Here is a 12,118-nt window from a genome sequence, read left to right on the forward strand (position 1 = left end):
GCCATGGCAGTGTTAAAAGCAACGGGTTTGCAGAAGAGCTACAAGCGCCGCATGGTGGTCAGCGACGTGAGCCTGGAAGTGGGCACCGGCCAGATAGTGGGGCTGCTCGGCCCGAATGGTGCCGGCAAGACCACCTCCTTCTACATGATCGTGGGCCTGGTGCAGCGGGATGCGGGTCTCATCACCATCGACGAGCAGGACATCAGCCTGCAGCCCATGCATATCCGCGCCCGCAATGGCATCGGCTACCTGCCTCAGGAGGCCTCCATCTTCCGGCGCCTGTCGGTGTTCGACAACCTGATGGGGGTCATGCAGACCCGCAAGGGGTTGAGCCGCGAGGAGCGTGAGGATAAGGTCGAGCAGTTGCTGGAAGAGTTCAACATCACCCATATTCGCGACAGCCTGGGTCAGAGCCTGTCTGGCGGGGAGCGACGCCGGGTCGAGATTGCCCGGGCGCTGGCGGCAGAGCCGCGATTCATCCTGTTGGATGAACCCTTTGCAGGTGTTGATCCCATTTCGGTCATAGACATCAAGAAGATCATCCAGCATCTGAAGGAAAGAGGGCTGGGCGTGCTGATCACGGACCACAACGTCAGAGAGACGCTGGATGTGTGCGAGAAGGCCTACATCGTCAGCCACGGCAAGATGATTGCCGAGGGGGCGCCGGCCGATATCCTCGCCGATGAGCAGGTCAAGCGCGTCTATTTGGGCGATCAATTCAGTCTATAGTAAGGGGGCACCCCTCATTTTTGTTAGGTGACTGCCTCGCTGAACATAAGGATATCCCGACGTAGATGAAGCCGACATTACAGTTGCGTCTCGGTCAGTCCCTGACCATGACGCCACAATTACAACAAGCGATTCGTCTGCTCCAGCTCTCCACTCTGGAACTCCAGCAGGAAATTCAGCAAGCGCTCGATAATAACCCCTTGCTGGAGCAGGAGGAGAATGAGGCGCAGGAAACCAGCCCGATAGAGCCCCAGGACGCCAGTCAACTCGACTCCAGCGACGCCATGGCGCAGGACAGCATGCCGGATGAACTGCCGGTGGACACCACCTGGGATGAGGTCTACTCCGCCGGGACCGCCCAGAGCGCCGGCCCCATTCATGACGGGGAAGACAGCGTCTATCAGGGGGAAACCACCGAAAACCTGCAGGACTATCTGCTGTGGCAGATGCGACTGACGCCGTTCAGCGATCTGGATGCCGCGATCGCCCTCGCCATCATCGATGCCATCGACGAGTCCGGCTACTTGACCGCCTCTCTCGAAGATATTCAGGCTGCAGTCAGCAGTGAAGAGGTAGAAGTTGAACTGGATGAAGTGGAAGCCGTGCTCAAGCGGGTGCAGCATTTCGATCCGGTCGGCATAGCCGCTCGCTCGGTGCAGGAGTGTCTGCTGATCCAGCTTGGTCAGTACTCGCCGGATCTGCCCTGGCTCAATGAGGCAAGGGAGGTGATCCGCGAGCACATGGACCTGCTCGGCAACCGTGACTACCGCACCCTGGCGCGCAAGACCCGGCTCAAGGAGAGCGATCTCAAGGAGGTGCTGGATCTCATCCAGCAACTGGAGCCCAGACCCGGCAATGGCATCATCCAGAGCGAGTCGCAATACGTGATCCCGGATGTCTCCGTGGTCAAGAAGGGGGCGAAGTGGGTGGTTGAGCTCAACCCGGATTCGGCGCCGCGCATCCGTGTCAACGAGGCCTATGCGGCCATGGCACGCAATGCCCGCAGCAGCACGGATACCCAGTTCATTCGCTCCCATTTGCAGGAGGCCAAGTGGTTCATCAAGAGTCTGGAGAGTCGCAACGACACCCTGCTCAAGGTGGCCAGCTGCATCGTCGAGCAGCAGCAGGGCTTCTTCGAATACGGTGAAGAGGCCATGAAGCCCATGGTACTCAACGACATCGCCGAGGCGGTGGAGATGCACGAGTCGACGATTTCACGGGTGACGACCCAGAAGTACATGCATACGCCCCGTGGCATCTTTGAACTGAAGTTTTTTTTCTCCAGTCATGTCAATACGGAGGGAGGAGGAGAGTGCTCATCGACCGCAATTCGCGCCCTGATCAAGAAGCTGGTGACGGCCGAAAACCCGGCCAAACCGCTTAGTGATAGCAAGATCGCGGATTTGCTGGCCGAACAGGGTATTATGGTGGCGAGACGCACGATCGCAAAGTACCGTGAATCCTTGTTGATCCCGCCATCCAATCAGCGCAAACGCCTGGTTTAGGCAAACAAAAGGAAGACGTTATGCAAATTAACCTGACCGGACACCATGTCGAGATTACCGAAGCTCTGCGTGATTATGTGAATAACAAATTTGCCAAACTCGAGCGTCACTTTGACCATATCAACAACGTACATGTGGTGTTGAGCGTCGAAAAACTGAACCAGATCGCCGAAGCCAAGCTGCACGTCAGCGGGGGAGAGGTGTTCGCCAATTCGCAGCATGCCGACATGTATGCGGCGATTGATACCCTGCTGGATAAACTGGATCGGCAGATCATCAAGCACAAAGATAAGTTAAATCAAAAATAACTATGCAACTTGAACACATACTGAGTCGGGACTGCACCAAGAGTGCGGTCCCTTGTACCAGCAAGAAACGCGCCCTTGAGATCATCAGTGAGCTGGCCGCAGAGCGCCTCGGCGCCTCCCGCCAGGTGCTGTTCGAAAGCCTGCTGGCGCGGGAAAAGATGGGCAGTACCGGGATCGGTGCCGGTATCGCCATTCCCCACGGCCGGATCGACGACGCCTTTGCGCCGACCGCCGTGCTGATGACCTTCTCCGAACCCATCCCTTTCGATTCTATCGACAATCAACCGGTTGACCTGCTCTTTGCATTGCTGGTGCCGGAAAGCGAGTGCAAGCAGCATCTCAAGACCCTTTCCCTGATGGCATCCAAGCTGGGTGACAAGGCCGTCTGCCGCCAGTTGCGCCAGGCGACCAGCGACGAAGAACTCTATCAGATCATGACTTCGGCCTGATGCCGGGTCTGACACCGCCACGTTGGCGTGAGGGGACAAGATGCAGTTAATAGTGGTAAGCGGTCGTTCGGGCTCCGGCAAGACGGTGGCCCTGAGGGTGCTGGAGGATCTGGGTTACTACTGCGTGGATAACCTGCCGGTCAACCTGCTGCCCCAGCTGATCGTCTCGGTGGAGAGCCAGTATGACAAGCTGGCGGTCAGCATAGACGTGCGCAACCTGCCGACCCAGCCAGACAAGCTCGACAACCTGCTGACCCAGGTGCGCAACGAGGGGCGAGTGGAGTTCTCCAGCTTCTTCTTCGATGCAGACAACGGGACCCTGCTCAAGCGCTATGGCGAGAGCCGTCGGCTGCACCCTCTGTCCCGCAAGCAGCTGTCGCTGGATGAGGCGATCCGGGAAGAGACCCACCTGCTGGCGCCCCTCTCCTCGACCGCCGATCTGCGCATCGATACCACCAACCTCAGCATCCACGACCTCAGCGAGCTCATCAAGACCCGGGTGCTCGGCAAGAAAGAGAACGAGCTGGTGCTGGTGTTCGAGTCGTTCGGCTTCAAATACGGCATCCCCAAGGATGCGGACTTCGTGTTCGATGCCCGTTTCCTACCCAACCCCCACTGGATCCCGGAGCTCAAGCCGTTTACCGGTCAGGATGAGCCCGTGGCCAACTACCTCTCGGCCCAGGCGGACGTGATGCTGTTCATCCAGCAGATAGAGAACATGCTGGTGACCTGGTTGCCCCACCTGGAGCGCAACAATCGCAGCTATGTGACCGTCGGCATAGGTTGTACCGGCGGACAGCATCGTTCGGTGTTCATCGCCGAGCGGCTGGCCAGCACCTTCCGACTGCTTGGCAAGAACGTGCAGATCCGTCACCGCACGCTGGACAAGCGCTCCACCCAAGCCTGACAGACCCACAGGATGTTCAGATGACAGTTTCCGCCTCGGTAGAAGTCAAAAACAAGCTGGGAATCCATGCCAGACCGGCCATGATGCTGTTCGAGCTGGTGCAGGGATTCGATGCCCATGTGCTGCTGCGCAACGAGGACGGCATCGAGGCCGATGCGGACAGCGTGATCGGCCTGCTGATGCTGGACTCCGCCCAGGGCAAGCAGGTGGAGGTGCAGGTGGAGGGCCCGGAAGAGGTGGAGGCCCTGGCCGCCGTGGTGGCGCTGTTCACCTCGGGCTTCAACGAGGAGTGAGCGACGCCTCCTCTGCCGTCATGAGCCGGCGCGCGCCAGCGCCTTGAAGTCGTAAAAGTCCCGACAAGCCAGCAGAGCCCTGCTGGCTTTTTCGTTCATCAGCACCAGAAACAGATCGTAGAGCCCCATCGCCTCCTCATAGTCCGCCTTGCTGATGGCGAGCACGAAGACGAGGGTGGCGGTCTCGCCATTGCCCCAGTCGATCCCCTGAGGGGCCAGCACGGTATAGACCAGGGTGCGGCGGGCCAGCAGGCCGAGGGAGTGGGGCAGGGCTATGCCCTCTCCCAACATGGTGGAGACGATGCGCTCCCGCTCGTGCAACGACCCCCTGAAGCCCGGCTCTACCAGCTGCTCGGACTCCAGCTGGTCACAGATGCGGCCAAACAGCTGCGCCTGGCTGAGCGGCTCTGTGACCACCATGAAGTGGTCGGCATCGAAGTACTTGTCCAGCAGGTAGGGGCGGGTGCGGTCGATCAGCACCAGCTTGCCGAGCTGCTCCAGCTGGTATTGGGTCGGGAAGGGGGCGACCTGCACCACGGGGGCGTTCTTCTCGCTCACCTTGACGGTGCTGATGACAAAGTCCTGCTCGATGTGCGCCAGTCCCTCGTAATCCCGTACCGATTCCAGGCTGGTCAGCTGCAGCTGGGGGTACTCCCGCCGGATGCGTGCCTCCAGTACCCGGAAGGTGGCGTTGCCCGCATCGCACAGGAGCATGGCCTGGGGACGACGGGTGTAGCCGATGTCATGGTGGCGCTCCAGGCCGACCCCGATATGGATCACCAGATAGCCGATCTCGTGATGGGTCAGCCGGTAGGGGGTCTGCCTTATCCACTCCGAGATGGCGGCCAGCGTGATGTCGTAGGCGAGGGGATAGTACTGCTTGATGTGGTCCGCCAGCGGGTTGTGGCTGCCTATCTGGTATTTGACCCGCAGCAGCATGGCGCTGATGTGGGTCTGCAGGTCTGCCCGCAACTGCGGGTCGGCGCGCAGATCATAGGGGTAGTGCTGGTGGATGTAGGTCAGCAGATGCTCCACCAGCTGCTCGCTCTCGGCGGCCATGGCAGGGCTGAGCTGGGGGGTATCGGCAGTGAGGCGGGCCTGGATCTGGATGGCGAGGCAGGCGATCTCCTCCTCCCCAGGCGGAGTCAGGGTCGGCAGCTCGCCATAGATGTCGCGGGCCACCGCGGCCAGGGTCTGGGTGATGTCGTCGCTGGCAAACTCGCGCAGCTCGTGGCCCGCCGCCTGACGCAGCAGGGCGACGGCGCAATAGATGGCGAGCTGTTGCAGGCTCTCGTCGGCGAGGCGCAACTGATGGCGGCCGAGCTGGTCGTGAATATGGTTGCCCACCACTTCCAGGGTCTTGCTGGGGCAGAGGGTGGGCGGCAGGCTCTGCAACGGGTGGTTGTTCAGCAGCTCCTGGCACAGCAGCTGAGTCAGGCAGGCACGGATCGCCGTCTCGCTCCCCTGGATGCGCATGCCCAGCCGTGGCTTGCTCTCTATGATGAGCCCGAAGTGGGCGAGCCGCTCCCTCACCTGTGCCATGTCTCCCTGCAGGGCCGCCCGGCTCAGATACCAGGTATCCGCCAGCTCATCGAGCTTGATCCCCTGCTCCGCCGTCAGCAGCAGGATCTGCAGATGCAGCACCCGCTCGCGACTGGTGCGCGGCAGGCTGCTCTCCTGCTCCTGTGCCGCCAGCAGCGCATCAAACAGCCCCTGATTGTAAATCTTGAGTTGATAGCCGGTGCCGCGCTGGTGGATCAGGTGGGCGCCCTGGGTGGCGATCAGTTCGTTGAGGGTCGCCACGTCGGTGCGCACTGTGCGGGTGGAGACATTGAGGCGACGGGCCAGCTCCTCCTGGGGCAGCGGCTCGGCATGGAGCTGGGTCAGCAGTTGATGGAGCCTGGGGTGGGGCAGCTTGATCATGGGGTGAGGCAAGACTCCTGTTGCGAAATAAAGGGTCGATGTTAACAAGGGGGTCATCAACAAGCCAGACACCGGCCAGTGATCGGACCGGTGCCTGCGGGTGTCGTTATGCCAGCAGCGCCTTCACCGTGGCGAGCAGGGTGCGCACGTCCTCGGGGCGGGTCTGGCCGCTCTCGCTGTCGATGATGGAGCTGTAGACGTGGGGGATCACCTTCTCGACCCCGGCCTCCAGCGCGATGCGCACTATCTCCTCGAAGTTGTCGAGATCGATGCCGCCGGTGGGCTCCAGCCAGAAGCCGTGACGGGCACAGGCCTCGGCCACCGCCCGATACTCGTCGCGGCAGGCCAGGCCTCCCATGGGGAAGAACTTGACCGAGCTGCCACCCATGTCCTTGAGCAGGGCGATGGCGGTGTCGATGGGTACAATCCCGTCCGGCTGCTGGCTACTCAGGGGGCCGGTGGAGATCTTCACCATCCCCGGCGTGCCGGTGGGAGAGACAAGGCCATTGACGATGGTTTCAGGCTGGCCCAGCAGTGCCCGGCTGGGGCCTACTCCGGTGAACACCTGGTTGACGTGCTGGGGCTGCAGCTGGCGAGCCAGCTCGGCTACCATGGCGGACTGGCGCGGATCCCCTGCGCCAAGCCCGATGGAGAGGGCGTTGTCGATAAGCCTGGCGTACTCCCCCATGTCGGCGACGGCGGAGGGCACATCCGGATAGTTTTTCGAGAGCACGCCGACCAGCACGTGCCCCTCGGCCGCCTCATAGATGTCGACGGCATTCTGTCTGGACCCTGCCAGCACGTTGAGGCAGACGCGATCACGGTAGTAGTTGGGAACAAGGGACATCAGTGATCCTCCTGAATTAGATATGGTCTTGGACGACGGCATGCTGTTTGGAACCCGCTAATACATCGAGGCAGACGCGTTTACGGTAGTAATTAGGGGTAAGAGACATCAGTTGTTCTCCTGAACGAGGTGGGCAATGGCGGCATGGATCTGGTCGAGCTGGGGGAGGCTTACGCTGCGCACGTCGATCTCGATGTGCCCCTCGTTGGCCTTGTAGCCGCGGCAGTAGATGGCCGGATTGCCCTGCTGCAGACGGGCCACCAGTTGCACCGTGGTCATGCCGATCTGAGCGTGGTCGAAGGCGATATCGGTGCGGGCTATGTCGCGCCCGGCGCTGTCCCACACCACCCGGGCGGTGACACCGGGCAACTGGTTGAGGCGCTCGATGAAGGACGCCATCTTGGCGGCCATGGCGGCGCCGCTCTCCTGCTCTTTCTCCAGGTAGCGCTCGATGGCGTGGGTCAGGCCGAGGATCCCCTCCTTGCCCACCTTCATGGCGCGGCCTATGCCGTTGGCCTGCTGCTTGACCCACTCCACATACTGACGCTTGCCGAGCACCAGCCCGCTGGTGGGCCCTTCGATGGCCTTGGCGCCGCTGTAGATGACCAGATCCGCACCCTGGCTGTAATAGAGGCGCAGATCCTCTTCCGCCGCCGCATCGACGATGAGCGGGAGCCCGTGGGCTCTGGCCACCTCGGCGGCCTCGGCCACCGACAGAATGCTCTTCTGCACGCAGTGGTGGGACTTGATATAGAGGATGGCGGCGGTATCGGGGTTGATGGCGGCGGCCAGCTGGGGGGGGGAGCACTCGTTGGCATAGCCAGCCTCCACCACCTTGCCGCCCCCCAGATTGACCATGGTGCCGACCGGCGCGCCGAAGTTCACGTTGTGACCCTTGGGCAGCACTATTTCGCTTGGCACGGCATGGGCATGGGCATGCAACTGCTCCAGCCGGTAGGGATCGCCGCGCACTATGACGGCGGCCACCGACTGGGCGATGCCGGCACTGGCGCAGGAGACCACGACTGCGTCTTCCACACCGAGCAGATTGGCCAGGTAGGCACCTGTCTTGTTGACCAGATCCTTGACCTCGAAGTAGTGGCCCAGGCCGAAGTTGACCGCGTCGACCACCTCCTGCTCAGGGGTGGAGACGCCGAGGATGGTCATGCGCCCGGAGGCGTTGATCACGGGTTTGAGCCGATATTTCTCATACACGGAAGGCATGGTGGGATTGTCCATATTGAGTGAGAACCAGGTCACCGCCGACTAGGGCGGCGAGGGGGTGCAGTTGCCGGTCGCCGCTGCGGGCACCGGCTTCGGTATCGGTAAAGAGAGTGGGGCCGCTGCTCACCTCGAACAGGGTCAGATCGGCATCGGCGCCCATCTCGAGCCGGCCCTTGCCGGGCAGGCGCAGGGCATCGGCGGCCTGGTGGGTGACGCAGGCAAGCACCTGCTCCAGGGTCATGCCGATGGCGAGAAACTTCGACATCACGTGGGCCAGGCTGTAGACGGGGCCCTTGATGCGGTTCTTGCAGTAGATATCCGAGCTGATGGTGTGAGGCAGTATCCCTTGCCGGATGGCGGCCTCCGCCACCTCGAAGCTGAAGCTGGCGCCGCCGTGGCCGATGTCGAGCAAGAGCCCCCGCTTCATCGCCTCGCGTACCGCCAGGCGCAATTCGCCTGCCAGGGTCAGGATACGGTTGGGCTTGCCGTTAAAGCAGTGGGTCAGCAGATCGCCATCTCCCAGCAGGGCGACTATCTCGTCCAGATCCGGCGGCGTGTTGCCCACATGCACCATGAGCGGCAGCTGGCCATTTTCCCGCTGTATCTGCTTGGCCATGCGCAGGGGCAGCAGGCCGTTTTCGCCCACCACGCTGCCGCTCATCCGCGCCTTGATGCCGACGATGAAGGAGGGGTGGCGGCGAATGGCCGCCGAGGCGAGATCCATATCGAGGTCCCGGCTGTCGGCCAGCTCGTTCTGGCGCAGCAGGCCGATGCGGGAGATGTTGAGCAGGGCGTGGACCCGGGTCTTGCAGCCAGCGGCGAGGCGCTGGAAGTCGTCCACGTCGTCGGCTCCCGTGCTGCCCGCATCGATGACGGTGGTGACACCGGACTCGACGCCCACCTTGTCCGGCTCATCCTGATAGATGGGGGAGGCGGGGTAGCAGTGGGTGTGGCCGTCAATCCAGCCTGCGCTCACATGAACCTGCCCGGCCAGAGTGAGGGTTTGCTTCGCCTCGGCGGTCTCTGGCAGCGCGCCTAGCGCCGCTATCTTGCCGTCCTGGATGGCGATGTCGATGAGCTGGCCATCTCCCTGGCGTCCCGCTCTGATGATGATGTCGTACATGCTGATGGCCTCTGGAGCGCCGCCCCGCAGGGCGGCGGATGGTTATGCAAGCGCAACCGGGAAGAAGGTACCGAGCAGCATGGCACCCAGGATGGCGCCGCCTGTGATGGGCTTCTCCCAGATGTAGAACAGCAGCGCCCCCGCCAGGGAACCCAGCCCTATGGGGATGGAGGCCCCCATGGCGGAGAGGATGATCAGGGGGCCGAGGAAGCGGCCCGAGCTGTTGCCAGCCCCCATCATGACGTCCGCCCCGTAGGTGGAGTTGCTCTGGTTGATGGTGAACTTGCGCGCCAGGATGATCACGTAGCCGATGGCCAGCCCTATGGCCATGCCGGTGACCAGGGAGGCGCCGAAGTTCTCCACCGGGTAGACGATGCCGGCACCCAGCAGCAGGGCGGGCACCCCCAGGCCGACGCCGGTCTGGATGGCGCCGCCGATATCCAGGATCCCCACCAGGGAGCCCTCTATGATGCGGGCAAACAGGAAGCTGGCACCGAAGGCCGCGACCGCGCCGTAGGCACCTGTGTCCATCCCGGCTTTCAGCATGGCGACGAAGGCCACCTCGTTGAAGGCGCCGACCCCGTACAGGTAGAACATGTGGGTCCCGGCAAAAACCCCGGCCGACAGCAGACCGACGAAGATGGGGAAGGACCAGTCGGCGTACCAGAAGTTGTTTCTCAGTTTCTCATCCATGTGGTGGCCCCTTATTTACTGCCAAGCAGGTGATGGACGTTTTCCAGCCACAGGGGAATGCCCAGGTGGAAGGACTCAATCAGTTTCATGTCGAAGCCGCGGAAGAAGCCGCTCAGCACGAACAGCAGCACTATGGCGCTCATCATCACGCGAGTGACATGGTTCCAGCCGCTCTCTTCCACTCCCTTGCCGATCAGGATGCCAAGCACCAGGCCGGGGACGGCGTTGCCCATGATGAGCTGCGCCAGACCGCCGAAGATGGTGGCCCAGAAGCCGGACTTCTTGCCCGCCTCTATGGCGGCCAGCCAGAAGATCACCGGCATGACGGTGTTGACCAGCAGATTTGCCGCCGGCACCAGCACCTTGACCGCAGTGACCTGCAGGGCCTCGGGCACGGCCGCCGCCGTGCTGTTGAGGAAGGCGACGACGATGGCACCTATGATGCCGCCGGCGATGGCCATCTTCTTCGGGTCGTGCAGGGTAGTGGCGAGATCCCGGTTCTTGAACAGCAGTGCCGCCGTGGCCCAGTGCGGGATGATGCGGTGATCCACGTCCTGGGTGAAGGCGCCCGCCGCGACCGTGGAGGCCCAGGCGTTGAAGAAGAAGCCAAGACCGAACGAGAAGTGGGAGGCGGGATCCCCTTCGCAGGAGTTGAGCTCACCCAGGGTGCGGAAGGCACCCATGCCCTGTACGGTCGGGGCGTGGAACATCCTCGCCGCGCCGGCTCCCACGCCGACGCCCACCAGGCCGCCGATGATGAGTGACTTCATCAAAATGATTAGAAACATCCAACATGTCCTTTTGGTTGTGGGGTTACGCCCTGGTGAAATCCACCTTGTCGACATCCAGGCTGCTGACCTTGACCCTGATCTCCAGCTGGACCCTGAACTCGCGGCGCTGGCGCGGCAGGAAGAAGAACAGGAACTTCTCCACCCGCACCGACTCCTCGGCCTTGATGACCCTGACCTCGAGTGGCTCGATGCGCAGCATCACCCTGGGGTTGTCCTTGAGCAGGCTGGATTGCACCTGACCGAGGGCGGCGGCAAACGCCTGCTGGCGGGTCGCCCCCTTGCCGTTGACCATGACCTGGGTGGTGAAGTCCTCTTTCATCAGGCGCGTCCGTGTTTCTTGGCGAAGGCTTCGACCAGCTTCTGGCCCAGCTCTTCCTTGTCCATGAAGCCGAAGCCCAGTACCACGCAGCCTTCGTTGATGGCGGTCACCCCCTCCTCGACGGAGCGCATGCCGTAGCGGCACTTGTAGCCGTACTTGGTCTGTGCCGTGATCGCCCCGGCGCCGCCGCTGCCGCAGAAGGAGATGCCGAGATCCGCCTGCTCCTTGTTCATCACATCACCGAGCTTCATGTCGGCGGCCATGCCGGGGATGACGGTCACGCTGGCGCCGGCGGCTTCGGCCCCTGCTCCCACCTTCTGACCCTTGCCGAGACGATCTCCAATCACGAGTTTGATGGCTGACATTTAGATTTCTCCTTTGACTGAGCTGAGTTCATTTTCTTTGGCAACTTCGAAATGGACGGACAAGAGGTGGGCCTCTTCATAGGCCAGCCTGTCCAGCCAGCCGACCACCTGTTCGGCGAGGCGCAGGGAGAGGGGGGAGATCTCCTCGAACAGGCCGAGGTCGACCTCGGGCAGGGCTTCACCGCTGTGGGAGCGCCATACCATGGCCTTGACATGGGAGGCGAGCATCTGCTTCTGCACCTCGTTGGGGATGATGCCCTGATCCGCCAGCAGGCTGTGGATGCGCACCAGAGTGAGATCTGTCTTGCGCAGCAACGCCGGGCTGTTCGGGGTCAGGGCGGTGTCATGAGTGTCGGTAGTCAAGGTCTGCTCTCCAAGGCTGGCAGAAAGGATGGGATTACCTTAAGGCGTGGAAGAGGGCGGGAGGAGGCACTGTTTTTCCGATTCGAAATGGAAATCCCGGGCAAGAAGCCCCGAAAGAGGCCGATTTTGTGGCAACAAGGCGGAATAAGGAGGGATTAGCCCCGGCGCTGTGTGAGCAGGACCACAGTTTCACCCCACAGCTGCTTGGTCGGGCGCCGGTGGAAACTGTGAGTCATCTCACGCCAGGGAAGAGGGGCCTGAGGGGGAGGCACGAAAAAG

15 protein-coding genes are annotated in these 12,118 nt (G+C 62.2%); 6 read left to right on the top strand and 9 right to left on the bottom strand.

The features are described 5' to 3' along the window. Positions 1-3: 3 nt before the first annotated feature. The 6 genes from lptB (at position 4) to npr (ending at position 4,191) form a co-directional block, all read left to right on the top strand. Positions 4-729, top strand: a complete 726-nt coding sequence (lptB, locus tag ACWPWQ_RS16205; protein WP_010675872.1) for an LPS export ABC transporter ATP-binding protein — start codon at positions 4-6, stop codon at positions 727-729. Between the two features lie 65 nt (positions 730-794). Continuing rightward, positions 795-2,234 carry an RNA polymerase factor sigma-54 gene (locus ACWPWQ_RS16210; protein ID WP_454010256.1) on the top strand — a complete coding sequence of 480 codons (1,440 nt, stop codon included), beginning with the start codon at positions 795-797 and terminating at the stop codon, positions 2,232-2,234. A 20-nt stretch (positions 2,235-2,254) separates the two neighbouring features. Further along, positions 2,255-2,542, top strand: coding sequence for a ribosome hibernation promoting factor (gene hpf, locus ACWPWQ_RS16215; protein WP_005305957.1), 288 nt, complete (start codon positions 2,255-2,257; stop codon positions 2,540-2,542). A 2-nt stretch (positions 2,543-2,544) separates the two neighbouring features. Beyond that, the gene (gene ptsN / locus ACWPWQ_RS16220) at positions 2,545-2,991 is read left to right on the top strand and encodes a PTS IIA-like nitrogen regulatory protein PtsN (RefSeq protein ID WP_010675870.1); all 447 of its coding nucleotides are present in this window, start codon (positions 2,545-2,547) and stop codon (positions 2,989-2,991) included. 40 nt (positions 2,992-3,031) lie between these two features. Then, on the top strand, positions 3,032-3,898 hold the full coding sequence (gene rapZ / locus ACWPWQ_RS16225) for an RNase adapter RapZ (protein WP_139438909.1): 867 nt from the start codon (positions 3,032-3,034) through the stop codon (positions 3,896-3,898). Between the two features lie 20 nt (positions 3,899-3,918). Then, positions 3,919-4,191, top strand: a complete 273-nt coding sequence (gene npr / locus ACWPWQ_RS16230) for a PTS phosphocarrier protein NPr (RefSeq protein ID WP_005331359.1) — start codon at positions 3,919-3,921, stop codon at positions 4,189-4,191. An 18-nt stretch (positions 4,192-4,209) separates the two neighbouring features. Here the strand turns inward: npr and ACWPWQ_RS16235 are convergent, their stop codons facing one another. The 9 genes from ACWPWQ_RS16235 to ACWPWQ_RS16275 form a co-directional block, all read right to left on the bottom strand. Next, positions 4,210-6,114, bottom strand: coding sequence for a BglG family transcription antiterminator (locus ACWPWQ_RS16235; protein WP_454010257.1), 1,905 nt, complete (start codon positions 6,112-6,114; stop codon positions 4,210-4,212). A gap of 106 nt (positions 6,115-6,220) precedes the next feature. Next, positions 6,221-6,961, bottom strand: a complete 741-nt coding sequence (gene dagF / locus ACWPWQ_RS16240; protein ID WP_454010258.1) for a 2-dehydro-3-deoxy-phosphogluconate aldolase — start codon at positions 6,959-6,961, stop codon at positions 6,221-6,223. 108 nt (positions 6,962-7,069) lie between these two features. After that, positions 7,070-8,185, bottom strand: coding sequence for a DgaE family pyridoxal phosphate-dependent ammonia lyase (locus ACWPWQ_RS16245; RefSeq protein ID WP_454010259.1), 1,116 nt, complete (start codon positions 8,183-8,185; stop codon positions 7,070-7,072). Next, positions 8,169-9,308 carry an amidohydrolase/deacetylase family metallohydrolase gene (locus tag ACWPWQ_RS16250; protein WP_454010260.1) on the bottom strand — a complete coding sequence of 380 codons (1,140 nt, stop codon included), beginning with the start codon at positions 9,306-9,308 and terminating at the stop codon, positions 8,169-8,171. The genes ACWPWQ_RS16245 and ACWPWQ_RS16250 overlap by 17 nt, the downstream gene beginning before the upstream one ends. A gap of 42 nt (positions 9,309-9,350) precedes the next feature. Further along, a complete protein-coding gene (locus ACWPWQ_RS16255) occupies positions 9,351-10,001 on the bottom strand; it encodes a DUF4310 family protein (RefSeq protein ID WP_025328524.1) in 651 nt (216 codons plus the stop codon). A gap of 11 nt (positions 10,002-10,012) precedes the next feature. Continuing rightward, the gene (locus tag ACWPWQ_RS16260) at positions 10,013-10,789 is read right to left on the bottom strand and encodes a DUF4311 domain-containing protein (protein ID WP_139438898.1); all 777 of its coding nucleotides are present in this window, start codon (positions 10,787-10,789) and stop codon (positions 10,013-10,015) included. Positions 10,790-10,814: 25 nt separating this feature from the next. Further along, positions 10,815-11,111 (bottom strand): DUF4312 family protein, encoded by a 297-nt coding sequence (locus ACWPWQ_RS16265; RefSeq protein WP_139438896.1) that lies wholly within the window; start codon positions 11,109-11,111, stop codon positions 10,815-10,817. Beyond that, positions 11,111-11,476 carry an SFCGS family glycine-rich protein gene (locus tag ACWPWQ_RS16270; protein ID WP_139438894.1) on the bottom strand — a complete coding sequence of 122 codons (366 nt, stop codon included), beginning with the start codon at positions 11,474-11,476 and terminating at the stop codon, positions 11,111-11,113. Before ACWPWQ_RS16270 ends, ACWPWQ_RS16265 begins: the two co-directional genes overlap by 1 nt. Then, the gene (locus ACWPWQ_RS16275; protein WP_454010261.1) at positions 11,477-11,839 is read right to left on the bottom strand and encodes a transcriptional regulator; all 363 of its coding nucleotides are present in this window, start codon (positions 11,837-11,839) and stop codon (positions 11,477-11,479) included. Positions 11,840-12,118 lie beyond the last annotated feature (279 nt).

This window comes from Aeromonas sp. Marseille-Q7275 (assembly GCF_965119515.1).